This window comes from Psychrobacter sp. 219-2-C, assembly GCF_049560815.1.
GTDB lineage: Bacteria > Pseudomonadota > Gammaproteobacteria > Pseudomonadales > Moraxellaceae > Psychrobacter > Psychrobacter faecalis.
Genome location: NZ_CP186933.1, coordinates 1634123 through 1657560, shown reverse-complemented (window position 1 = coordinate 1657560; position 23438 = coordinate 1634123). Strand labels below are relative to the sequence as shown.

Annotated in this window: 21 protein-coding genes; 12 read left to right on the top strand and 9 right to left on the bottom strand. The window is 43.2% G+C overall.

Annotated elements, in window-relative coordinates; genetic code table 11:
• Window positions 1-56: 56 nt before the first annotated feature.
• The gene (gene lpxC / locus ACPEGP_RS06685; protein WP_068403793.1) at window positions 57-974 is read left to right on the top strand and encodes a UDP-3-O-acyl-N-acetylglucosamine deacetylase; all 918 of its coding nucleotides are present in this window, start codon (window positions 57-59) and stop codon (window positions 972-974) included.
• 298 nt (window positions 975-1272) lie between these two features.
• On the opposite strand, the gene ACPEGP_RS06680 is transcribed toward lpxC, so the two are convergent.
• On the bottom strand, window positions 1273-1788 hold the full coding sequence (locus tag ACPEGP_RS06680; RefSeq protein WP_423812964.1) for a hypothetical protein: 516 nt from the start codon (window positions 1786-1788) through the stop codon (window positions 1273-1275).
• Between the two features lie 164 nt (window positions 1789-1952).
• On the opposite strand from ACPEGP_RS06680, the gene ACPEGP_RS06675 reads away from it, so the two are divergent.
• Window positions 1953-2678 carry a CHAP domain-containing protein gene (locus ACPEGP_RS06675; RefSeq protein WP_200661836.1) on the top strand — a complete coding sequence of 242 codons (726 nt, stop codon included), beginning with the start codon at window positions 1953-1955 and terminating at the stop codon, window positions 2676-2678.
• A 155-nt stretch (window positions 2679-2833) separates the two neighbouring features.
• Here ACPEGP_RS06675 and ACPEGP_RS06670 read toward each other — a convergent pair whose 3' ends face one another.
• Window positions 2834-3655: a hypothetical protein gene (locus ACPEGP_RS06670; protein ID WP_423812963.1), complete on the bottom strand. Its 822-nt coding sequence runs from the start codon at window positions 3653-3655 to the stop codon at window positions 2834-2836.
• A gap of 113 nt (window positions 3656-3768) precedes the next feature.
• On the opposite strand from ACPEGP_RS06670, the gene ACPEGP_RS06665 reads away from it, so the two are divergent.
• Window positions 3769-4716 carry an IS256 family transposase, variant Zn-binding type gene (locus tag ACPEGP_RS06665; protein ID WP_423814259.1) on the top strand — a complete coding sequence of 316 codons (948 nt, stop codon included), beginning with the start codon at window positions 3769-3771 and terminating at the stop codon, window positions 4714-4716.
• Between the two features lie 169 nt (window positions 4717-4885).
• Here the strand turns inward: ACPEGP_RS06665 and ACPEGP_RS06660 are convergent, their stop codons facing one another.
• A complete protein-coding gene (locus ACPEGP_RS06660; protein ID WP_068403801.1) occupies window positions 4886-5197 on the bottom strand; it encodes a YhbY family RNA-binding protein in 312 nt (103 codons plus the stop codon).
• 422 nt (window positions 5198-5619) lie between these two features.
• On the opposite strand from ACPEGP_RS06660, the gene ACPEGP_RS06655 reads away from it, so the two are divergent.
• The 7 genes from ACPEGP_RS06655 to ACPEGP_RS06625 all read left to right on the top strand — a co-directional run bounded on the left by ACPEGP_RS06655 (window position 5620) and on the right by ACPEGP_RS06625 (window position 13513).
• Window positions 5620-6252, top strand: coding sequence for an RlmE family RNA methyltransferase (locus ACPEGP_RS06655; protein WP_423812962.1), 633 nt, complete (start codon window positions 5620-5622; stop codon window positions 6250-6252).
• 450 nt (window positions 6253-6702) lie between these two features.
• On the top strand, window positions 6703-8598 hold the full coding sequence (ftsH, locus tag ACPEGP_RS06650; protein ID WP_068403805.1) for an ATP-dependent zinc metalloprotease FtsH: 1896 nt from the start codon (window positions 6703-6705) through the stop codon (window positions 8596-8598).
• Between the two features lie 191 nt (window positions 8599-8789).
• Entirely contained in the window at window positions 8790-9686 is an 897-nt protein-coding gene (gene folP / locus ACPEGP_RS06645) for a dihydropteroate synthase (RefSeq protein ID WP_423812961.1), read from the top strand.
• A gap of 184 nt (window positions 9687-9870) precedes the next feature.
• A complete protein-coding gene (locus tag ACPEGP_RS06640; RefSeq protein ID WP_068403808.1) occupies window positions 9871-10164 on the top strand; it encodes a succinate dehydrogenase assembly factor 2 in 294 nt (97 codons plus the stop codon).
• A gap of 81 nt (window positions 10165-10245) precedes the next feature.
• Complete coding sequence (locus ACPEGP_RS06635) at window positions 10246-10704, top strand: hypothetical protein (protein ID WP_288725928.1); 459 nt, start codon at window positions 10246-10248, stop codon at window positions 10702-10704.
• 293 nt (window positions 10705-10997) lie between these two features.
• A complete protein-coding gene (locus ACPEGP_RS06630; protein ID WP_423812960.1) occupies window positions 10998-11729 on the top strand; it encodes a YidB family protein in 732 nt (243 codons plus the stop codon).
• Between the two features lie 326 nt (window positions 11730-12055).
• Window positions 12056-13513: an anion permease gene (locus ACPEGP_RS06625; protein ID WP_423812959.1), complete on the top strand. Its 1458-nt coding sequence runs from the start codon at window positions 12056-12058 to the stop codon at window positions 13511-13513.
• 49 nt (window positions 13514-13562) lie between these two features.
• On the opposite strand, the gene ACPEGP_RS06620 is transcribed toward ACPEGP_RS06625, so the two are convergent.
• The 3 genes from ACPEGP_RS06620 to trmB form a co-directional block, all read right to left on the bottom strand.
• Window positions 13563-14633 (bottom strand): regulatory protein RecX, encoded by a 1071-nt coding sequence (locus tag ACPEGP_RS06620; RefSeq protein WP_423812958.1) that lies wholly within the window; start codon window positions 14631-14633, stop codon window positions 13563-13565.
• Window positions 14634-14673: 40 nt separating this feature from the next.
• On the bottom strand, window positions 14674-15732 hold the full coding sequence (gene recA, locus ACPEGP_RS06615; RefSeq protein ID WP_191691025.1) for a recombinase RecA: 1059 nt from the start codon (window positions 15730-15732) through the stop codon (window positions 14674-14676).
• Window positions 15733-16823: 1091 nt separating this feature from the next.
• Window positions 16824-17639: a tRNA (guanosine(46)-N7)-methyltransferase TrmB gene (trmB, locus tag ACPEGP_RS06610; RefSeq protein WP_423814258.1), complete on the bottom strand. Its 816-nt coding sequence runs from the start codon at window positions 17637-17639 to the stop codon at window positions 16824-16826.
• A gap of 389 nt (window positions 17640-18028) precedes the next feature.
• Here trmB and ACPEGP_RS06605 point away from each other — a divergent pair, with 389 nt between their 5' ends.
• The gene (locus ACPEGP_RS06605; RefSeq protein WP_423812957.1) at window positions 18029-18958 is read left to right on the top strand and encodes a DUF2628 domain-containing protein; all 930 of its coding nucleotides are present in this window, start codon (window positions 18029-18031) and stop codon (window positions 18956-18958) included.
• 24 nt (window positions 18959-18982) lie between these two features.
• Here ACPEGP_RS06605 and ACPEGP_RS06600 read toward each other — a convergent pair whose 3' ends face one another.
• Together ACPEGP_RS06600 and ACPEGP_RS06595 are read right to left on the bottom strand one after the other, a co-directional pair.
• Window positions 18983-20869: a monovalent cation:proton antiporter-2 (CPA2) family protein gene (locus ACPEGP_RS06600; RefSeq protein WP_423812956.1), complete on the bottom strand. Its 1887-nt coding sequence runs from the start codon at window positions 20867-20869 to the stop codon at window positions 18983-18985.
• A 75-nt stretch (window positions 20870-20944) separates the two neighbouring features.
• Window positions 20945-21649, bottom strand: coding sequence for a hypothetical protein (locus ACPEGP_RS06595; RefSeq protein ID WP_423812955.1), 705 nt, complete (start codon window positions 21647-21649; stop codon window positions 20945-20947).
• Between the two features lie 179 nt (window positions 21650-21828).
• Between ACPEGP_RS06595 and ACPEGP_RS06590 the strand changes: the two genes are divergently transcribed.
• On the top strand, window positions 21829-22143 hold the full coding sequence (locus ACPEGP_RS06590) for a hypothetical protein (protein WP_423812954.1): 315 nt from the start codon (window positions 21829-21831) through the stop codon (window positions 22141-22143).
• Between the two features lie 64 nt (window positions 22144-22207).
• Here ACPEGP_RS06590 and ACPEGP_RS06585 read toward each other — a convergent pair whose 3' ends face one another.
• Window positions 22208-23413, bottom strand: coding sequence for a cation diffusion facilitator family transporter (locus ACPEGP_RS06585; protein ID WP_201589371.1), 1206 nt, complete (start codon window positions 23411-23413; stop codon window positions 22208-22210).
• Between the last annotated feature and the right edge of the window lie 25 nt (window positions 23414-23438).

Here is a 23438-nt window from a genome sequence, read left to right as displayed (position 1 = left end):
AGGGTCGGGTAATGCTACACTATGGCAATTGTAACAAAATATGTGAGAAGACAGCCATGAACCAACGAACCATAAAAACAGCAATAGCCGTTACAGGTACTGGTCTTCATAGTGGTCAACCTGTTGACTTAGAGTTTCATCCGCAGCCTATTAATACTGGCATTATTTTTGAGCGTTCTGATATAGCAGGTAGCGAACCGATTCCTGCCAGTGCCTTTTTGGTACAAGATACCATGATGTCATCGAATCTAGTATTTGGTGGCACGCGTGTGGGTACCGTTGAGCATTTGCTCAGTGCGATAGCAGGGCTAGGGGTTGATAACCTATTAATCCGCGTATCAGCGTCGGAGATACCAATTATGGATGGTAGCGCCGCGCCATTTGTAGGTTTGCTACTGCAAGCAGGTTTCTGTGAACAAGAAGCAGCAAAGCGTTTTATTAAAATTGTGCGTCCTGTCCGCGTCAAAGTTGATGATAAATGGGCAGAGCTGCGTCCTTATGATGGTTTTGAGTTAAATTTCGAGATTGATTTTGACCATCCTGCTATTAATAAAGATTTTCAGCATGCACAATTGCAGTTCTCGACGCAAAATTTTATTGAACAATTAAGCTCAGCGCGTACTTTTGGTTTTTTACGAGATATCGAAGCTCTACGCCAAAATAACCTGGCGCTAGGTGGCAGTATGGACAATGCGATTGTTATTGATGATGCCAATATTCTTAATGAAGAAGGGCTGCGTTTTAATGATGAATTCGTGCGTCATAAAATTCTTGATGCTTTAGGCGACTTATACCTCATTGGCTATCCTATTTTAGGCCGTTTTAATGCCTATAAGTCTGGTCATGCATTAAACAATATGCTGGTACGCGAGATATTATCAGATCCTAGTAACTTTGAAATTGTAACTTTTGATGACAATGTAAGTTGTCCTATCGAATATTTACCTTTGAATCGTATAACAGTCGAAGGATAAATACAGGAATATACACGAAGTATCGAAACATTTACGCAATATTACATAACTTGGTTATAAGCAGTACTAAATAATATTCATTTAAATAGATATTTTCTCATCTATTTTTGAAAAAATGAGCTACAACTTCGATAGAATAAAAGCTGTAGGAGATAAAAAAATCATCTGTCAGTACGGTTCACATTATGAATCACACTGACAGATGATTTTTTTTGTTTGTAAGATTACAAAAACGCAGCTTTATCTGGGTCGAATATGGGTCTAGTTTACATAACTTTACATAGTAAACCGTACTTTTTCAGGAATTAATTAAGCGCAAAAGTGCATTTTTAAGATTTTTATCGGTGGTGACATGCTCTGCAGCCTGTGATATAGTCCGCTTTGTGTTTTGGCTAAGGGCCTGATTTTCATGGGCTTTACGAGGCTTTGATGAGGTCGCTGATAACGCTTTTGATGATTTAGAATAATTATTATGAGCGGGAATATTGGCTACGACGACGCGAATTTGCTTGAGTTGTTTAAATGTAATCGACTGCTCTGTTAATACCTGCAAATAGGCGTTCTGTAAATAGCGAATATGATTGGCAGCGGTTATCGAGCCCACACTGAGTATAAGTTGCTCAGCGGTTAAGCCCACGACCCAGCAGTTATTGAGGATTTCCTCAGGTAGACAATCTACCAAAAGCTCTTTTACCTCGGTCGTTGCTTGTAGATAGAAACGCATATTGTCAGCAAGAGTTTGAGGTAGCGCGCTACCGGCAAAAGCTTGATGATCAATCAGTTTAGCAAGTCGGTTAGGTTGTTTCTTTGACATCGTAAACACTCATCTTCTAGGTGACAGCAGCGATATTCATCATAAACAGCGAGCTTTTGTACTACGGATTTTATCATGTTTATTTCATGGTCATCTTCCCTAAATTAATTCATGCTTTGTCACGGACGGCGAGCAATCCTGTATTTACAATAGGTAGTAAATTTATGAAACAAGCTTTATTAATTTTGTCAGTATTGGGAATGGGTATAGCACAGACGAGTGGTGCTGTCGAAACAACCTTTCAACCAAATAATACCTTGAGTCATACCATTACAAATATCTCTACTTCTGCGAACTACGGTTCAAGTCGCAATATCTATAGCACCAATAGCGGTGCTTATGTTTCTAGCAATGACGAAATCAGTCAAGCGATTGACAATCTTAGTGCGCATGCAAAACAGAAAGAATACCAGCTTGCTTCGCTAACCAGCCGCTTATCTTATGAGCAGCGTCAGCAGCAAGCAAAATCAGTACCTGATCGTTATTCTGCTCCTGCTATCGCCGCCGCCAATGCGTCACGCGTTGCGCGCTCAAGCAGCACAGGTTACTGTGCCCGTTACGTCCGTAAAGCATTACAATCAGCAGGTTACGAGTTTACGCCAAATCCGTCAGCCTATCAGTATGCCTCTCGTGGTACGCTAGCCCAAGCTGGCTTTGCTAAGATTAGTAATAATACTCAGCCACAAGTAGGCGATGTTGTGGTTTATGATCGCAGCTCAAAGCATCCGCATGGTCATATTCAAATCTTTGATGGCAATGATTGGATATCTGACTTCCGCCAGAGTAGCATCAGCCCATATAGCGGTGTATACAGTTATACCACTTGGCGCGATTCTAAATACGTTGACGATGCATCGAACCGCGGTATCTATCTTGCTATGGTTGACTAATCAGCAAGTGTGAATTAACGATTATAGATTTTAGAATTCAGTGTTTTCTCCGAACCCAGTAATGCTCTTGATGGCATTACTGGTTTTTTTATGTATTAAATTCAGAAACATAAAATTAGAAAGCGTGAGAGGAAAATGTAGAGTGCATTAACGTTTTAAGAGGATTGCACCATTGCGGCCTGTTTATCAAATACTGGCCAATATTGCATGTCGTGAAAATCTGGCGGGGCGGCGTGATTGGGCGCGAAATATAATGCCGTCTTACCAAGTTTAGTATCAAAGCTCAAAATCACACAAGGATGGATGTATTCAATGCCAATCTCATCGTTGGTAGTCTGTACTTGGGATAATTGGTTTAATGATAAATAAAAGCTACGCTCGAAACGATAAGTTTTAGCGCCAGCTGCTAATGGATCATTAAAAGAGGGGGTTGGGATTGAACCCGCTTGCAGCGCTGCGTTGTCAGCGGCGTTACTCACTGAGAAGGGAGTAGCTGTCCAATCAATAGAAGCCCGTGTTTGCCCATTTCCTTGTAAAAGCGGCGTCGGCGGTAATGTCGCAGGCTTACGATAGTCGGCAAATTGATAAAGCGCATAACGGCCGTCAGGACTAGCGTTTATTTCCATATAAGGGTTTGTTTGAATATTATGTTCATTTATCGAAACGGCGCTGTTTATCAACCCGCCTGCTAAAAAGCACTCAAGACAAGTCTGTTCCCATAAATAATCTGCAAAACCTACTTGTTCAGCTTGCCAGTTTGGCCAGTACAATTGCGCTGATAACGATTTAAGCGGTAGCGTTATGCAGTAATCAAGCTGTAATTGCCATTCTGTAGGCTGGGCAATTACAGCTCTATTGACCAAAGTTGCGACCACTTCTACTTCGATGCCTTGTAAGTCTGCTATGGTGACACCTAGCTGCTCGGCATCAGCGGCTAGCGTATCAGTTGCTAAGCATAAATTAAAAATTTGGCTCATAGGTCGATAATGTCCAGAGTTTAATATCAGTAGCGCATTATAATATTTGTAGTATTTTATGGTGTAATGGACATTATTCATGCTGGCGTAGTGTCTAACGCTATATACTGTCTATATTTGCAAGGAATCAAAGCCATGAATCAAAAAACTGCCCTTTTTGTCATGATAAACACACCAAGAAGAATGGACGCAAGCTAGGCAAACAACAGTATCAATGTCTAGCTTGCAGACGGCAGTTTTTAGGTGGCAAAAGACTCAATAACCAGACCCTTTGGACTGAATACACCCAAGGGAAACAGACCTACAAACAACTGGCTGACAAGTATAGCTGTAGTCTTAAAACCATTCAAAGACGCTTAGACAAAGTCAGTACCCAGTATCAAGTTAAACGACCGAATACTGCTAACATCATCATGGATACCACTTACTTCGGTCGTAAGTTCGGTTTAATGGTTTTTATGGACAATACCACTAAAGCCGTTCTTTACTACGCGATAGTCAGTCATGAAACCAACAGTGCCTACAAGCAAGGAATTGATCATCTAGCATCGTTAGGCGTTGATGTACAAAGCATTACCTGTGATGGTAGACGAGGACTGCGTACGTTATTTACCTACACCCCTTGCCAGATGTGCCAGTTCCATCAGGTACAAATAGTAACTCGCTATCTCACTCGTCGACCTAAGAATATCGCAAGTATTGAGCTTAGACGGCTCACTTTAGACTTAACACAGCTTAATAAAGCTGACGTCATAGAGCACTTAGATTATTGGTTGTTAACTCATGAAGACTATCTTAATGAGCGTAGTACCAATGACGATAACAGTAGAACGTGGTACACGCATAAGCGTCTTAGAAGTGCTTATCGTAGTCTCAGAACCAATAGCGATTGGCTATTCACTTATCAAGAATATGGGCATTTAGATATACCAAATACCACCAATTCTCTTGAAGGGTTATTCAGTGAGTTAAAGCGACAATTACACAGTCATCACGGTCTAAGTGAGCAGCGTAAGTTGCGGTTTATTAAAGACTTTTTAGGGTCAAAGTCACTCAAATAGCATGAATTATGTCCATTAGCGACTACCTTCTACTTTTTAGCATGAATTTTGCCCATTACACCTATTTTATTTAGAACTGACTATGAATAGCAGAAAAGCCGCGAGCAAATGCAGCGCGGCTTTTATTCAATAAGATAGAACATAAGCTAAAATTAAATAGGTAGCTTATTTATTGGGCGTGACGCGCAAGGTTTGACAGCTTTGGATTGGCGTTTGGGTTTTGACGCAGTAACAGCGCCATACGGCCAATTGAGTGTATCAAAGTCGCATTAGCCGCTGCGGCAAGCTCAGCGCCAATGACATCGCGCTCTTCTTTGCTGCCAGCTGGCAATTTTACTTTGATAAGTTCATGATCGGTCAAAGCGCGATCAATCTCTTCAGCGATACTTGGGGTAATGCCTTTATTGCCAATCATAACAATCGGTTTTAGGTCATGACCAATGCCTTTTAGGCGTTTAACGGTAGCGTTATCGAGTTGCATACTATTCCTAGATGTTGGTAAAAATAAAAGCAGGTGCTATTGCGAGCAGATAATGACCATTATAGACAATCTATGGTCACCTTGTATGAGATCAGCAGGATTTTGCACGATTTTATGTGATGAAAATGTTAAACTGAAAGTATAAGTACATTATAAACGCTACAGGTTTATAAAGCAGTGTTTTTGCCAAGAGAATTTAGCGGTTAAAGGGTAATGAAACAGATACAAGATTTCGTTGTTCAGCACTAGCGTAATCATATGCTGGTAAGAACGTTTTTATAGACGCTCAATTGAGAAGCGACTATTTTAAAAGTAGGCCGTTATTAAACGCTCATAAATAACCCCTTTATAAACCGCCAGTCGTGTTTTACAAACGATGTACTAGTAAGCAGGTATATTACCAGACAATAGGAGCAGTCATTTTGGTCACGCGTATTGAAAATAAAAAATTGTCAAAAAGCAGCAGTGCTTGGATGCAAGAGCATATTGACGATCCTTATGTGAAAAAAGCCCAAAAAGATGGCTACCGTGCCCGCGCTGCTTATAAATTGCTGGAGATAAATGAGAAAACCAACCTGATTAAAAAAGGCATGACCGTCGTTGACTTGGGCAGTGCGCCCGGCAGTTGGTCGCAAGTCGCTGGCAAATTGGTCGGTGAAAAAGGCGTCCTGATTGCCTCGGATATACTGCCGATGGATACCTTGCCCGACGTGACCTTTATTCAGGGTGATTTTCGTGAGGCAGATGTGTTCGAGCGTATCATGGCAGAAGTCGGCAACCGGCAGGTCGATGTGGTGCTATCAGATATGGCACCCAATACCGCTGGTAACAGCGCCATTGATCAGCCGCGCATGATGTATTTATGCGAGCTGGCGGTCGATTTCGCGCTGGCAACCTTACCCCAAGGTGGCGCGCTTATTATGAAAGTGTTTCAAGGCGAGGGTACACAAGAATTACGCAAGCAGATGCAGGCAGATTTTAGTAAAATTCGTAGTATCAAACCGGGTGCTTCACGACCACGCTCAAAAGAGATGTTTTGGATTGCCATTAAGTAGTAGGTCGTTTAACTATTTAATAAAAAGGTTTTAACGTCAAGCAGTTGCGCGAATCATCCATCCTATAAAGTGTGATAAAAGGTCACCATAAAGGCTATGATTAATAAGCGTAAAAACGCTACAATCCGTTAACTGAATAAATGTGATTGCTGCTTGAATTATACAGGTTAGCACCACATATCATGATATATTAACTTTGTTTTAAATCTATATTTTTACATCTACGTATCAAGCCTATGTTTTAAGCAAAGTCGTCTGAGAGTAAACGCTTTAACCGCTCAGTCATTCATTTTAGTTCGCTTATTTATTATTTTGCTCGGGTTTTTAGAGTCATTAAACCTAAGTAAAAATAATAATTTGCAGCTAGGCATTGAATAGTGAGCCATACGTTTATATATAGACGTCACGTGTTTAGTAAACACACCAATAAGTAAGGGATGGGAATAACTAGTGAGCGACATGGTAAAAAATACCTTATTGTGGCTGGTGGTGATCGGTGTTTTAGTGCTGGTGTTTAGCGGCTTTGACAAATCATCTGAGCCGGATAATCTTAACTACTCGGAGTTCGTGACCGCCGTGTCAGAAAACCAAGTAGCCAGTGTTGAAATCGATGGCGAGCAAATCACCGGCGAGAAGAAAAATGGTTCATCATTTGAGACCATTCGTCCAGCTGTGACTGATGATCAGCTAATGCCACTATTGCGCGAAAACCAAGTTGAAGTGCAAGGCACCGCGCCTAAGCGTCAAAGTGTTTTGATGCAACTGCTAATAGCCAGTTTCCCAATTTTATTGATTATTGGTCTGTTTTTATTCTTTATGCGTAATATGCAGGGCGGCGCTGGTGGCAAAGGCGGCGGTCCAATGAGCTTTGGTAAATCAAAAGCTAAAATGCTGACTGAAGACCAAATCAAGGTCAACTTTGATGACGTTGCTGGCTGTGAAGAAGCCAAAGAAGAAGTCGTCGAGGTTGTTGAGTTTTTACGCGACCCTGACAAATTTACTAAGCTTGGCGCGACGATTCCACGTGGTATCTTGATGGTTGGTCCTCCAGGTACGGGTAAAACACTATTGGCAAGAGCCATTGCTGGTGAAGCCAAAGTACCTTTCTTCTCGATTTCAGGTTCTGACTTCGTTGAAATGTTCGTCGGTGTTGGTGCCTCACGTGTACGTGATATGTTTGAACAAGCGAAGAAGAGTGCGCCTTGTATTATCTTTATTGATGAGATTGATGCAGTCGGTCGTCATCGTGGCTCTGGTATGGGCGGCGGTAATGATGAGCGTGAGCAGACATTGAACCAATTATTGGTTGAAATGGATGGTTTTGAAGGGAACGAAGGCGTTATCGTCATTGCGGCAACTAACCGTGCAGACGTTCTTGATAAAGCACTATTGCGCCCAGGTCGTTTTGACCGTCAGGTGCAAGTAGGTCTGCCCGATATCAAAGGTCGCGAGCAAATCCTTAAAGTGCATCTACGCAAATTACCGAATACGATTGGTGTTGATGCGCATGCATTGGCTCGTGGTACGCCAGGATTTAGTGGTGCGCAGCTCGCCAACCTTGTTAACGAAGCAGCGCTATTTGCTGCCCGTCGTAACAAACGTAGCGTTGATATGAATGACTTTGAAGACGCAAAAGACAAGCTATATATGGGTCCTGAGCGCAAATCTATGGTTATCCGTGAAGAAGAGCGCCGCGCGACAGCCTATCATGAAGCGGGTCATGCGCTAGTTGCTGAACTATTACCCGGTACTGATCCTGTTCATAAAGTGACGATTATGCCGCGTGGCTTTGCCCTTGGTGTGACTTGGCAGCTACCTGAGCATGATCAGACCAGCATGTATAAATCGAAAATGCTTAACGATATTGCGATATTGTTTGGTGGACGTATTGCTGAAGAAGTCTTTATCAATCAAATGTCAACGGGCGCTTCAAACGACTTTGAACGTGCGACCAAAATGGCACGCGCGATGGTAACCAAATATGGTATGTCAGATGCGCTAGGCATCATGGTTTACGAAGACGATGATAGCTCACAGGGTTACTTTGGTGGCGGTGGTCGGACGATTTCGGAAGCCACACAGCAAAAAGTTGATGAAGAAGTACGCCGTATGCTGGAAGAGCAATACGATATCGCCCGCGAATTGATTGAAGGCAATCAAGACAAAATGCATGCGATGGTAGATGCGCTGATGAAATGGGAAACCATTGACCGCGATCAGTTGCAGGATATTTTGGCAGGTGAAGAGCCTCGTCCGCCAAGAGTTTATCAGCCTAATGAAGTAGATTTATCGAAAACTGATATTAAACCGACGAACTCTACACCGCCGCCATTACCAGCGATGTAGTTTCTCGTTTATTACAATCTCATAGATAGTCGATAAAAAGCCCTTTTTGATAAAGGGCTTTTTTGTGGGCGTCATTTGACGAAGGCTTTAGGACGGAATAAGATTTGCTGCTATCATGGACGTTTATAATCTTAAACAGTATAAATACCGCTAAAACAATTCTGTAAAATACAATTTATCATGGATAAGTTATGTCATTATTCCAGCCTTTACCTAGCTATAAAGTAACGAGCCGCGATAAAACTTTAGATTTATCACAGCCGCATGTTATGGGGATCTTAAACGTCACACCTGATTCTTTTTCTGATGGCGGGCAGTTTACTGCGATTGATAGCGCCATCACTCACGCTAAAGACATGATAGGCGCGGGTGCAACCATTATCGATATCGGCGGTGAGTCTACGCGGCCCAATGCTGCTATTGTCGCAACTAATGAAGAATTGCAGCGAGTTATACCGGTCGTCAAAGCAATCCGGCAGCAACTTGGTGATGGAGTTTGGTTGTCTATAGACACCAGTAATCCTATCGTTATGCAGGCAGCGTTTGAAGCAGGCGCTGATATTTGGAATGATGTTCGCGCGCTGAAGCGTGAAGGCGCAGCAGAGATGGCAGCTAAGCTTGATATTCCTGTCATGCTGATGCACATGCGCGGTGAGCCTACGACGATGAATAATCTTGCTCAGTATGATGATGTGATTAAAGAAGTCAGTACCGAGCTAACAGCGCGTATCGCTGAAGTGACAAACGCGGGCATCAAGCGCGAAAAAATCATTATCGATCCAGGTTTTGGCTTTGCAAAAAACTATGAGCATCACTGTGCGTTATTAAGTCAGCTCGAACGTCTGCAAACGCTCGGATTGCCAATGATGTTTGGTATTTCACGTAAGCGTTTTTTAGCTGAAGTATTAAGCAAAAGCGGAGTCGAAGCGTTTGCCAATACTCAAGCGCTAGAGCGTGACGCGGTAGGAACGGCGGCGGGAATTTTTGCACTACAGCAAGGCGCCAGTATTATCCGCACCCATAATGTCGCTATGATGCAGCAAGCGGTGATGCTATGGCAGCAATTATCGGCGTATAATCAAAGCTGATAGGCTAATAGCTTTTTATAAGCTGGCTGTTGCTAGATTGCCTTTTATAGACGTTATCTTTATAAATGATGCCTTTATAAGTACGGCTGACTCTTATTATTTATTAACCTTACTATTTATTAACCTTACTATTTATTTAACGTATATTTAGTTAAATGCCATTTAAACCTATGGGAATATTTTTATGACGATTAGCAATCAACCAGAGCCAAACAAGCAACCAGAACCCACCCTCGAGCAACGCCGCATTATTTATCAAGCACGCCGTGGATTAAAAGAATTAGACTTTTATATTGACCCTTATATTAAAGAGTTATATTTAACCGCTGACCCAAGTGAACAGGCGACTTTCGCAGAAATGCTGACCCATGAAGATCCAGATTTATTGGATTATTTTACCAACCAAAGCCGTCCAGAAAATGCAGCGATATGGGATTTGGTTAATAAAATTAAAACATGGCGTCATAGTAAAAGTTAAACGTAACCATTGAGGTTTTTTCAAAGTACCAACCTTTGAGATAGAAGTTTGAATACATAAAATCCTGCTTGGATGCTAACGATGACATTGCTAAGCTCCTTACGTATCGACGCGCCAATCCAGCCTGCGAGCCGTATACGTTTGATGTTTTATCTGCTTTTGGCCAGTGCGCTGCTGATATTGGCAGCGCTTGCGTCATTGGCGTTGTGGCAGTATGTACTCATATTGATTGTAAGTGCCGCTGCCCTAAGCTATTTAGCGCTATCGCGACCGATTTTACTGCATCTAAGCCAGCCGCCCTTAAATAAGAGCATCTATCAACATTGGCAACTTCTGATGCGGAGCAGTCGCGGCGATAACTTGTGGCAAGCTGAGCTGGTCGCAGTCAGCAGCTATTCTTGGGTGATATGTTTTAAATTTATTGTCAAAGAACCTTATCAGCGCCCTTTAGCAGTCGCGATATTTCGGGATCAAGTCAGCGCCGAGCAATGGCGCAAATTGTCTATTTTAGCCAATAGCGTTTCTGCCAAAACTGCGTAAATAAAGACTATGCGTTAAGAAAATAATACAAGTAGCGTCATCTATATGGTGCAATTCTTTATATATCTTTTCCTACCTCTCATTTCATCCTTTCAATCACTAACATGCCGCTACATGCCATAACAAAACGTCTATCTAGGCTAAGTAAAAGTTTTGCTATAGTGGAGATAAACGTCAAACTCTTATCTATCTTATTATTTAAGGATTTGCCATATCCGTGGCGAATAGATTTTTAGATGAGTAAAGAAGATCAAATATTTGACGATACATTTTTATAATAAAAGGACGATATCATGAGCTTATTAGGAAATTTAGTCAGTCAAGTGGCGCGCAGTGCCATGGATCCAGAGGACAGACAACGCAATCCGGTCAACCAACGTATTAATCCGCGCCGCACTGGCGGACTTGGTGACATATTGGGTAGCGTACTTGGTGGCGGTCATCAACCCGCACCTTACAATCCGCAGCAGTATGAGCGCCGCTCAGCAGATAATGGTTTTGGTTTAGATGACATCATCGGCGGGCTTACGGGCGCAAACCAGCGCGGCGGTATGAGCGCAGGCACAGGTGGACTTGGCGATGTTTTAGGTAGCGTCTTAAGTGGTCAAATGGGTAGCGGTCGAACCTCGCGCGCGGGCTTTGGTGGTAAAGGTATGCTGATCGCCGCATTGATGCCGATGGTACTCAGCTGGATTAAGCGCAATGGTGGTTTGAGTGGCGCTTTATCAAAAATCACTGGCATGGGCTATGAGAATCAAGCGCGTTCTTGGATGAGTAACCAAGAAGTCAATGATAACCTTGATCCTAATGAGATCACGCGTTTATTTGATGAAAGTGAGATTCAGCAGGTAGCGGCGCATACCGGCGCAAATGAGATGGAAGTCCGCCAAAGTCTGGCTGAGCTACTGCCTGAGGTTATGAACCAATTAACGCCAAATGGCAATTTGGAAAATGAGCCAGAAGCCAATGAAGAGATTGACCAAATTATCACTCAGTTATCAAATCGTTTAGGCACATTAAAGTAAAATAATTGTCCTTTATAAATCTTCCTTTCCGTCATTAAGAAAAGAGTGCATATACATGCGCTCTTTTTTTTGTTTTAGCTTAGCAAAAATACTTACATTCTAACGCGATAAGGGCGCAGAGTTTTCTATGTGAGTTGAGTGCTAAAAAAATAGATATGTTAAGAACCGTGACTAAAGTCGCTAAGAAGATTCAAAAAATTTATGATAACGGTATAATTTATTTAAGGCTACTTCATAGCTTTGCATGTTATTACCCAGTTTCTTTAAAAAGCTTTATATAAAGTCATGCGATATAAAGGTATAAGTATTTTACAAGGATATTACTCATGCCATTTAAGCCTATCCAAGCAGCAATTGCCATCTTAGTTGGTTTGATTATCTGGTTTGTGATTCCTGTACCAAATGGAGTAACACCAGAAGCGTGGCATATGCTGGCTTTATTCATCGCCACTATTGTGGCCATCATCGGTAAAGTCTTGCCCATCGGGGCAATTGCCATTATCGCCGTTATGTTGGTGGCGCTGACTGGGGTGACTAATGACAGTCCAAAAGACGCCATCGCTGATGCCTTATCGAGCTATTCAAGTCCACTGATTTGGCTCATCGGTATTGCGGTGATGATATCGCGAGGACTTATAAAAACGGGTTTGGGTCGGCGTATTGCTTATTACTTCATCTCGATATTTGGAAAAAAGACCATTGGCGTTGCTTACTCGTTGAGCGCAGCGGAGCTGATGATAGCGCCGATTACCCCTTCTAATACCGCTCGTGGTGGCGGGATTATTCACCCCATTATGCGGTCAATTGCGCAAAGCTTTCATTCAACGCCAGAAGAGGGCACGCAAAATAAAATTGGCCGTTATTTAGCGATGGTGAATTATCACGCCAACCCGATTACATCCGGTATGTTTATTACCGCCACCGCGCCAAACCCACTGGTGGTAGATTTGGTCAATAAAGCCACAGGGAGTGAGATTCAGCTGTCATGGACGACGTGGGCAGTGGCCATGTTTATACCAGGAATGCTCTGTTTACTATTGATGCCATTGGTTATTTATCTGATTTATCCGCCCGATGTCAAAGTCACCCCAGATGCCAAACAGTTTGCTAAAGACAATCTAAGCGAGATGGGGCAGGTGAGCACGCAGGAAAAAATCATGTTGGGTGTCTTTGCCTTGATGCTGATATTGTGGGCCAATATTCCAGCACTAATCTTTGGTGAACAATTAAGTGTCGATGCGACAACCACTGCTTTTATCGGTTTGACGGCGCTTATACTGACAGGCGTATTAACTTGGGATGACGTGCTTAAAGAAAAATCAGCATGGGATACCATCGTATGGTTTGGAGCCCTGATTATGATGGCGTCTTACCTCAATAAACTGGGTCTGGTTAGCTGGTTCTCAAGCAATATCGAAACGATGATTGGCGTAATAGGCGTCGGCTGGATCGGCGCTGTGGTGATTTTAACATTGGTTTATTTGTATATTCATTACTTTTTTGCCAGTACCACCGCCCATATTACCGCCTTGTTTGCTGCTTTTTATGCCGTAGGGTTAAGCCTAGGCGCGCCGCCAATGTTATATGCGCTTATTTTAGCAGCAGCAGGCAATATCATGATGACGTTGACCCATTATGCAACAGGTACGGCGCCGGTTATTTTTAACTCGGGCTATGTGACCCTAGGAGAGTGGTGGATTATCGGCGCCATCATGAGTGTGGTCAATCTTGTGGTATGGATAGGCGCTGGTTTGATTTGGTGGAAACTGCTTGGTTATTATTGATAAATAGACTGACAATATTATGAGTCATCGATGAGTTTGCTCAAATTGGTTAAAAGCGCTCATCTAAGGTATCTAACGTATAATTTAACGCCTCAAAGCAGATATCGGTATTGAAGCCACGATATTGCAAAAATCGTAGCTGGCGAGCCTTGTCTTTTTGCTCAGTGGGGATGTCATCGCCATATTTTTTGGTACGGGCGGTGACCGCAAGTTTTAGCCAATCGACGCCTTCGACTAAGTTATCGGTATCCTCATCGATAAATTCACTAAATTCTTCCGATTCGGCATTGGCCATGTCGATCAGCTCATCAATATTGCCAGGCATGGCTATCTTTTTATGATAGAACTCTTGCTTAATACGAGCGCGTCCGCGTCCTTTACGGATATTTTCTCGTATCAGCATCAGCGTGGTACGATAATCGCTTTGATAGCCTTTTTCTGCAAACTCATCAAGTAGAGCATCGATTTTATCGGGGTCTTGCTCTTTGTCTAGCAGCTTTTGTTTCAGCTCGGCTTTGCCGTATTCACGGCGTGACAAATAATAGAATGCCAACCAGCGCAAACGGCTTTCGGCTTTAATGGCGTCGATATCCGCTTGCCGTTGCTCAGGCGTACGCAAATAGGCTTTAAGCGCTGCAGGTAGGTTGTCTGTTTGATTATTAGCTTGATGGTTTAATTCACTATGACCGTTAGCAATATTGCTATCTGTATGCTCATTATCTTCGCTATCATGAACATCATGCTTAACCTCGGCAAGTAGCTGTTTAATGCTTTGCGCTTCTGGTGGCTGATAAGCAGGTATGTCATTAGGCTCAGGAATGAAATTTGCCGCTGGATGAAAGCTTTTTTTGCGCTTTTTGTTTTTAGAAGGCTTTTTATTATAAGAGGAAGAAGAGACAAGCGAGTCTATATCCGTTATAGCATCGTCCTGTAAAGGCGTTGCTTCCTTTTTTATATAAGTCGTACGTTTAGCCGTTTTTCTAGGCTTGTCTGGATAGGAGCTCTGAGTGTGTTTGAAAGACTCAGAGGATTTGGTAGACTTTTTGGATTTGGCAGGAGTAGCACTCGCTGAATCGGCTTCCGACTCAGCGAGTATTTCAGCTAAGGTTTTAATTTTCATAATCAATCATGATAGACAATCATATTCTACAAAAAATCTATTATTGCACAGGCTCAGGAGCAAAGTCTTGTTCAGGATCTTCCTCGTCTGGAGCTTTATTAGGGTCGACTACTCCGAGTTTTTCAGCCCGAATTTTAGCTTCGATCTCTTCAGCAATTGCAGGGTTTTCTTTTAAAAACAGTACCGAATTGGCTTTACCTTGGCCAATTTTTTCATCGCCATAGCTGTACCAAGAGCCTGCTTTGCCAACTGCGCCAATCTCAACGCCCAAATCAATCACTTCTGCTAGATGGTTGGTACCTTCACCATAAGTGATTTCAAATTCAGCTTGGCGGAATGGCGGCGCCATTTTGTTTTTGATGACTTTGACACGGGTTTGGTTACCGATAATATCATCGCCATTTTTCACCGCCCCGATACGGCGGATATCCATACGTACGGACGCATAGAATTTTAGTGCATTACCACCGGTTGTGGTTTCAGGACTACCAAACATAACGCCGATTTTCATACGGATTTGGTTAATAAAGACCACCATACAGTTCGAGCGTTTGGCATTACCAGTAATTTTACGCAGTGCTTGGCTCATCAAACGTGCCTGCAAGCCCATGTGCGAGTCGCCCATTTCTCCTTCGATTTCTGCTCGCGGGGTCAGCGCTGCGACTGAGTCGATGACAATCATATCAACTGCCCCTGAGCGCACCAACATATCGGTAATCTCAAGTGCTTGCTCACCATTGTCTGGCTGTGACACGAGTAAATCGTCCGTATTTACCCCAAGTTTACGGGCGTAAACTGGGTCAAGGGCATGCTCAGCATCGATAAAGGCACAAACGCCGCCTTGCTTTTGACATTCGGCAATCGCTTGCAAGGTCATAGTAGTTTTACCAGAGCTTTCAGGACCGTAAATCTCAATGATACGACCTTTTGGCAAACCACCGATACCAAGCGCGATATCTAAACCCAATGAGCCGGTAGAAACCACATCGGCGTCAAGCGTGGCTGACTCGTCACCAAGATGCATAATAGTGTTTTTACCAAATTGCTTTTCAATTTGACCTAATGCCGCTTTGAGGGCTTTGGCTTTATTTTCGTCCATGTAGGACTCCTTGTGAAAAATAATAAATATAAGATGGTTTAGTTATGTAAAACGTGGCTTTTAAAACGATAGGTTTAAAGCGTTTGTTAAATAACGACTTGCTTAGTGAAATCACTCACGACTTTCATCATCAGTAAACGACACATTTGGCAAGTTTGAGGTAGAGGGTTATAGTGGGTTTAAGACAGTGATATCGGCTATATCACCTTACTATACAGTAAAAACGAATCATGATAAAAGCAAAAAAAAGTTCATAGACGCTAATGCTCATTTGCTATAACGATGGCTGTAGGTTTATCTTTGCGATACTGGTCGCGCTATCCTGTGTTATATCGCTATTGTTTAGATAAGACTATTATAACAAATACCAAGCCCAATATTTAGCGTAGTAAGCGGCTAAACGACAGTTAATGTCGCCTATTATTGTCCTGCTTTTATTATGAAATAGTCATGCTTTGCATATAGTTTTGGACGTGATAAACGGATGATTTGTCAATAGTTTTATGAGTTGTCCACAATAAAAAAAGTATTTTTATTTGTAGGTTGTGAAACATTGATAGGCTTTAAATTAATTTGAAAAAAATTAAAAATATATTATTTATCTTTCAAATACGTCGTAAGCTACTGATTTATAAGGTTTTTAAAATTGTACAAAAAATGAACGATTTTACCTAACCCTTTAAGCTATCTAAGGAAATGCTTGTCAAGTAGCGACTTATACACAGGGTTATCCACAGCTTATGGGGAGAACTCCGCAAACCCTTATGTTACCGATGTTTGCGCAGACATGAAATCCGAGGGAGAGGCGAAATATTGATGATTTCTATTTTTGCAACTTTAAATCTAATAAAAAAATTGTTCTGTTACGCCTATGTTTCACATAATGCCTGCGCCTACAGGGAATTCAATAACAGCCTTGAATGGCTAAACATCTTGAAAACGACATGCAAAGCCTTATATGTCAAGGGCTATGCTAAAAGTAGCAAAATTCAGCTAAAAGCGGAAAAATGAATTGGCATAAAAAGCGGCTAAGTACGTTATTAGTATCTTAGCCGCTATCGTGCAGGAATGCTAGGGTTACGCTACCAGGCCTAATCCTTGATATAGATCAAATCCCAAACGCCGTGTCCGCGCTCTAAACCGCGGCGCTCAAACTTAGTCATTGGACGAAAGTCAGGACGGTCGGTGAAATTACCAGCGCCTGCTTGATTGGTCAGTCCAGCAAAAGCATCTAAGACTTCGAGCATCCAAAAGGCGTAATGTTCCCAATCGGTCGCCGTATGGAACCAGCCGCCTTGCTTTAAGCTGCGCGTAACAATCGCCATACGCTCAGGGCTGACAAAGCGGCGTTTGTAGTGGCGCTTTTTTTGCCACGGATCAGGGAAGTAAAGCTGAATGCGGTCGATATGGTTTTCTGGTAGCTGCTTGAGCAATTGGATGGCATCACCGTTGATGATTTTAACGTTGGTTAACCCTTGCGTCCCTGCCATATAGGCGCATTTACCGATACCTGGCTCATGGACTTCAACACCAACAAAATTGCGCGTCGGCTCTGCGGCGGCCATCTCGATAAACGAATCGCCTAGGCCAAAACCAATCTCTAAAGTCAGCGGCGCATCACTGCCATTCGGGCTATCTGCAAATAACGCGCGTAAATCGTTAATGCCCTCAAGATTGCCATCTCCGAAACTGTTATTGACCAAGTAATGCGCAAACTCTGGCGCAGTCAGTGCTAGCTCGGCATTCTTATTCATGTGCGTACGGCGCTTCATAAAGGTATTAACGATACGAATGTGCTTGTCAGTTGACTCTTCAGTCTGACTGCTGGCATCAGTATCCACATCCACGTTATCAGTATTAACGCTATCAGTATTGATGTTAGAAGCGGTTTGCATTTCGGTGTTCATGGTATCAGCGGGATTAGGGTTTTGCGCATCAGTCGTATCGTTACCACTACTATTGATGTCATTGTGCTTAGGATGTTGACTCATAGGATTAACAAAGCTTAATTAAGTAGATAAAGTTGCCTCATTATAAGTGAAATCGTCACCACTGTGAACGCACAATACAGTTTTAGCGCACCCGCCATAACGCTTATAACTTTATAGGCTGTTTGTATATATAGGTTTCATATATATGGGTTTTCTACGCAGGGCTTTTGGCGTTATCATATAGCCAGCATGTTTTAAAAATAAGGGTTTAAAAATAACCACTTAATCAGAATCGTTGGATAAAAAAACGATATACAAATCCGCGCGTTAATATTTATGCTTAATAATCAGTAAGGCCTATCACCATGTTATTTATCGAGACGGATTCGCCGCCACCGTTTTATCAAGAACAGCTGAGCGCTGCTAAACGCGAACAACTGGATAAATGGTTTATCAGTCAGCGTAGCCAGTCGTATTATCTTAAACGCTTTAAGGAGTTTGATGAACAAGGCTACCTGTCGCCTAAATGGCACTGGGCGGCGTTCTTTGTCACCTTTCCTTGGCTGCTGTATCGCAAGCGCTATATGGATGCGATTGTATATAGTGTCGCAGGTTGGTCATTTATTCAACTGAATGTGGCGCTGATACTGGTAGCGTTTGAGTTTGTGGCGATGCCTTTTATTGCCGATGCGTATCAGATGAGCATACGGGTCGCTATTGCGGCGCTGATTTGGCTGTTTTGGTCGTTTATGGTGGCACGTTGGACGGATGCTTATTATTACCGCATGGCACGGCGCGAGATTGCGGATGCTATCAATGATTATCCACGCGATGAAGCGGCGCAAAAAGCGCATTTAAAAAAGGAAGGCGGGGTCAGTCTATTTGGCTTGGGCTTAGGCTTTGGATTTTTTGCTTTTGCGTTAATGGTAATAAAGGTACAGTTTTTACCCATTGTCGCTAAGCCTAAAGAAAATGAAGTGTTATTTGATACCTACGATACTGCTAAAACGGCACAAAATCGTGTGGCGCTTAGCTATCGGCAAACAGGACAGTGTCCGCTTAATCTGCCTTTAGATATGGGTACACAGCAAGTCAATATCGCAGTTGATACTAAAGCTGCTGGCGTGACAAACACCGATTGCGCAGTTATCGCTACCATTCAAAACGTCAAATTTCCATTACGTTATTTAAATGAGCAGACGCTGGTTTTTTATCATCTGCCCGATAGCGATAATTGGCGCTGTACGACCTCGCTAAATAAAAGGCAAGCACCTAAAGGTTGTAGCGAAGATTAACCAACAATAAAAGAATAATAGCCGTTAGTTTTTAGAATCGGCGGTCAGATTGTCTTTTTCATCAGCGGGTATGGATTGGCTTTTTAGCGCGTCATAAAAGTCCGTTAAATCCATTTTACGGGCTTTATCGATATCTTCATCAAATAAGCTCTCAAGCTCCGCTATGGCTGATTGTGCCGATTCAATCATACTGGCTTCGTCGTCATAGATCGCTTGCTGGCGCTCGATCAAATCATCATCATAATCACGGAAAGTTTGGACGGTCTCGCGCGCTTTTTCTGCTGAAATACCTAGTAGTTGTAATGATTCACGCGACATATCTAAAGACGATAAATAGGTCTCACGCCAAATATGTCGGACGCCGACTTCACGCAAACGGTAATAATGCTGGCGGTCACGGGCGCGTGCTAAGACGATCATATCAGGATAGTTTTTACGCAAATATTGAGCGGTGGTGATAGAGCGCTCAACATCGTCGATAGCGAGAATAAAGACGCGTGCTTTTTTGATACCGGCGGCGCGAAGTATCTCGGGATTTTTTGGATCGCCATAATAGACCTGGTTACCAAATTTACGCACGAAATCGACGCGATTTGCCGAGCGCTCAATCGCTGTAAATTCGATATTGTGCATACGCAGCACCCGACCGATAATCTGACCCACACGCCCAAAACCAGCAATAATTACCTGATGCCCGTCATCAGGAATAGTATCGTACTCGCGGCTGGGTTTTCTTTTGGCAAAGAGCGGTTCACCGATTTTTTCTAAGAGTAAAAATGCCAGTGGCGTGAGCGCCATAGAGATGGTGACTATAAGGTTTAGGGTGTTGCCAAGCTCAGGACGCAATACATTTTGCGCGCTTGCCACACTGAATAAAACAAAGGCAAATTCACCACCTTGAGCGAGGGTAACTCCCAAACGAATACTGGTCGGCCAGCGATTGCCCGATACTTTTGCAATGGCGGTAATCACCGCAAATTTAATCACCATCAACGCCATAGCGCAGCCGATGATAAAGATAGGCTTTGCTAAGATGAGTTTGACATCGGTGAGCATGCCGACCGACATAAAAAACAGCCCTAACAGCAAGCCTTTAAATGGCTCGATACTGGCTTCTAGCTCATGACGATATTCAGAATCCGCCAGCAATACGCCAGTCAAGAACGCACCCAATGCCATCGATAGGCCAATTTGTCCCATTAAAATAGACACGCCCATGACGATAAATAAAGCGACGGCGGTTAAAAGTTCTGAGGCGCCGCTAGATGCCACAAATTTAAAGAAAGGGCGGATGATATAACGGCTAGCAAAGATAAGTCCGGCAAAAACGGCAAAGACCTTGCCAAAATAAATCAAATCGTAGCTTTGCTCGCGCACCCCTGATAAAAACGGAATGACGGCTAACAAAGGGATAACGGCAATATCTTGGAATAATAAAATGGTAAAGGCTTCACGGCCATGGGTACTAGAAAGCTGCTGTTTTTCCGTCAAGATTTGTAGCACAAAGGCAGTCGACGACAAGGCTAAACCAAAGCCAACGATAAAAGCGGTATCAAGCGGCAAGGTAAAAAACTGGTGTAACAGCCACATCAATAGCGTGCCTGTCAGACCGACTTGTAAGCCCCCGAGGACAAATATCGAACGCCGTAGCGCCCATAATCGTGAAGGCTGCAACTCAAGACCAATGATAAACAACAGCATGACCACGCCGAACTCAGAAAAGTGCAATAAGCTCTCGGCGTCGCCTGCAACGTCTAAACCACTGGGACCCAATATCAAGCCAGTAATCAGATACCCTAACACCGTCGCAATACCGAAACGCTTGCCGAGTGGTACAAACAGCAGCGCTGCTCCCAAGAAAATTGTAGCTTGTAACATCAAGTTTGGTGAGCCGGCGGCGGCAGCGAGCATCTGGAATCCTTAGCGGTAACGATAAAATAAGCAGTAAAACAGTGTAGATCAATAGTCAAAAATTTTGAACATCGTTTATTTTTTACGATAAATCTTCCATACGCCATTGTCTGCCAGCGGATTGCTATAAGCATCGTTACGGCGCTTACGTGGGGTCTGGCGACTATCGACGATTTTAAAATCAGGCAGGGCATGAACGATAAGCCCCGTGCGATAAAAGCGTACGCGCTCAGGCTCTAGCATCTCGCCCTTGGCATCACGGCAAAATACATATGCGCGCAAATCAATAAATTCACGATGCGCCACCAAACGTGCCTCATCATCATTGTCAAATACGGCGCTCATACGGGAGATTTCATCGGCGCTGTAATCGCCACATTTATCGGTCAGCGCACCGACCGAGCCAAAGCTTTTGGATTCTTTGGCACGGGTCTTGGTCAGATGTAACCTTTGTACATGGTAGATAAATTGCGGTATCTCAAGGCTGGCAGGTAACGGCAGGTAATCGGGCGGTAGATTGGCCGCCGGATAAAAAGCCATCGCACGCTCAAGCAGATTGTGCCAACGCTGCTGATAAGCTTGGACTTCGGCTAAATTGCCTTCATAAATCGGCATATCACGAATTTGCCGCAAAATATCAGGCGGAAACTGCTCATCTCGAAAGCTGGCAATATCTTCTTGCAGCGTCGATAGCAATGCTTTGGCATGCTTTTTACCCTCGCTTGAGATAGGGTCATCAATGTAGCTTGGAGCGACGAAAGGAGCTGAGCGTCTCGACATGGCAGAAAATAATCCAGTAGTGGCAAATTAGGCGTTTCAGCTTTAAGTATACAGAATTTAGATAAAAAATATGGCGACGCGGTTAAATTTCCCATGATTTTTAACATCCTATTACAATGAAAAAAGCCGCCTGATATAAGCTTATTTAAAATTAACTCTCTTTCTTAGGCGCTGTTTTTATGGATAATGGCTCTAAATACTTCCTAAATCATCATAATCGGCGGAGCTTATTAAAAAATATTAGTAGAGTGGTTTTAAAAATTACCGGTGCAGGATTGGCGCTAGTATTTGGATTTTGGTTGCTACTGGCGTCAAATATGGGACCGGTTTATCTGCCACAGTTTATGGACGGCGCGCTAGATTTTTGGATTCGCATGACGCTGTTGGGACTGGGGCTGAGTATTTGGCTCATAACAGCAGTTTGGTTCGTTTGTTTTGTGCTGCGTTATTGCCATTACTTCATAAAGCACTATTTGACAAAACGTCGCTTATAGCTAGAACCCAGATGGGCGACGTTTTAATTGATAATTATATGATTTAATATTTAATGTCTTATGCCTAATGGTTGTGACCAATATGACTATTGCTATCAGTCGCCTGCTGGGAGATATCGCAGACTAAGGCGTCGCTATGGGTTTTGGTTTGCGGATGCGCTAAGCTTTCAACCTGTATCGTTGCGTGATGAATATCAAGCTCAAGAAGGCTCTGCTCTAAACTGGCAATCAAGATACTCGATTCATAAATACTCATTTCACCATCGACGACCACGTGACACGATAGGGCGTTGAGACCGCTGGTGATACTCCAAACATGTAGGTCATGGATTTTTTGAACTTGTGGATGGGTAAGTAGTTTATCTTCGACCTCTACCAGCGATATGCCTTCTGGTGTGCCTTCCATCAAGATATGTACCGAATCACGTACCACGCGATAACCACTAAATAAAATCAATATGGCGACAATGACCGACGCTGCAGCATCTGCCCAAACCCAGCCAAAGCTCATCATCAAAAGCGCGGCAACGATAGCGGCAACCGAACCCATTAAGTCACTTAATACGTGCAAATAAGCACTTTGCATATTTAAATTAACTGGTGCTTTAGCTTCAGCTTGTCCATCTTGCTGTACATGATTGTCGCCATGGCTATGACTATGTGCATGCCCATGCGTATCAGTGCCGCGACTGCCGCGATGCATCAGCCAAGCGACCACAATATTGACCAGCATACCAATGGTCGCAACAATAAGCATCCCTTGGGTCGCAATCTCAGGCGGCGAGTTAAAGCGTTTAATCGCCTCATAAAAAATCATGATGGCAATAATAACCAGCGTTGCACCATTGACCGTCGCCACCAAAATCTCAAAGCGTTTATAGCCAAAGGTTTTTTGATGGGTGGCGGCTTTTTCACCAATTTTAAAGGCCATTAACGTCGCGCCAAGCGCTACCGCGTCACTGAGCATATGACCAGCATCAGACAGCAGCGCCAAACTACCCGTGAGCCAGCCGCCAATGGCTTCGACAAACATATAGCCTGTAATGATGATAAAGCTAAACAGCAAAGTGCGCTGATAACCCTTGGTGTCGCGCGGTGCAACCGTCTCTTCTAGATGCTCATCGTGGTCATGATGGTGTTGATTATCCTTGGTATACCTGTCTTGAATATTACTATTATCTGCATGATTTTGAGCATGTTTATGGGTATCAATCGCCGCATTCTGATAAGAATGGTCATGTTGCTTAGATTTCGGGCGCTCTTGATTCATAACAATACTCGGGATAATAAAAGGT

What these genes read in the sequence shown, in the direction of transcription:
- lpxC (WP_068403793.1), top strand. Translation starts at nt 57, where the DNA reads ATGAACCAACGAACCATAAAAACAGCAATAGCCGTTACAGGTACTGGT.
- ACPEGP_RS06680 (WP_423812964.1), bottom strand. Translation starts at nt 1,788, where the DNA reads ATGTCAAAGAAACAACCTAACCGACTTGCTAAACTGATTGATCATCAA.
- ACPEGP_RS06675 (WP_200661836.1), top strand. Translation starts at nt 1,953, where the DNA reads ATGAAACAAGCTTTATTAATTTTGTCAGTATTGGGAATGGGTATAGCA.
- ACPEGP_RS06670 (WP_423812963.1), bottom strand. Translation starts at nt 3,655, where the DNA reads ATGAGCCAAATTTTTAATTTATGCTTAGCAACTGATACGCTAGCCGCT.
- ACPEGP_RS06660 (WP_068403801.1), bottom strand. Translation starts at nt 5,197, where the DNA reads ATGCAACTCGATAACGCTACCGTTAAACGCCTAAAAGGCATTGGTCAT.
- folP (WP_423812961.1), top strand. Translation starts at nt 8,790, where the DNA reads ATGTCATTATTCCAGCCTTTACCTAGCTATAAAGTAACGAGCCGCGAT.
- ACPEGP_RS06640 (WP_068403808.1), top strand. Translation starts at nt 9,871, where the DNA reads ATGACGATTAGCAATCAACCAGAGCCAAACAAGCAACCAGAACCCACC.
- ACPEGP_RS06635 (WP_288725928.1), top strand. Translation starts at nt 10,246, where the DNA reads ATGACATTGCTAAGCTCCTTACGTATCGACGCGCCAATCCAGCCTGCG.
- ACPEGP_RS06630 (WP_423812960.1), top strand. Translation starts at nt 10,998, where the DNA reads ATGAGCTTATTAGGAAATTTAGTCAGTCAAGTGGCGCGCAGTGCCATG.
- ACPEGP_RS06625 (WP_423812959.1), top strand. Translation starts at nt 12,056, where the DNA reads ATGCCATTTAAGCCTATCCAAGCAGCAATTGCCATCTTAGTTGGTTTG.
- ACPEGP_RS06620 (WP_423812958.1), bottom strand. Translation starts at nt 14,633, where the DNA reads ATGAAAATTAAAACCTTAGCTGAAATACTCGCTGAGTCGGAAGCCGAT.
- recA (WP_191691025.1), bottom strand. Translation starts at nt 15,732, where the DNA reads ATGGACGAAAATAAAGCCAAAGCCCTCAAAGCGGCATTAGGTCAAATT.
- trmB (WP_423814258.1), bottom strand. Translation starts at nt 17,639, where the DNA reads ATGAACACCGAAATGCAAACCGCTTCTAACATCAATACTGATAGCGTT.
- ACPEGP_RS06605 (WP_423812957.1), top strand. Translation starts at nt 18,029, where the DNA reads ATGTTATTTATCGAGACGGATTCGCCGCCACCGTTTTATCAAGAACAG.
- ACPEGP_RS06600 (WP_423812956.1), bottom strand. Translation starts at nt 20,869, where the DNA reads ATGCTCGCTGCCGCCGCCGGCTCACCAAACTTGATGTTACAAGCTACA.
- ACPEGP_RS06595 (WP_423812955.1), bottom strand. Translation starts at nt 21,649, where the DNA reads ATGTCGAGACGCTCAGCTCCTTTCGTCGCTCCAAGCTACATTGATGAC.
- ACPEGP_RS06590 (WP_423812954.1), top strand. Translation starts at nt 21,829, where the DNA reads ATGGATAATGGCTCTAAATACTTCCTAAATCATCATAATCGGCGGAGC.
- ACPEGP_RS06585 (WP_201589371.1), bottom strand. Translation starts at nt 23,413, where the DNA reads ATGAATCAAGAGCGCCCGAAATCTAAGCAACATGACCATTCTTATCAG.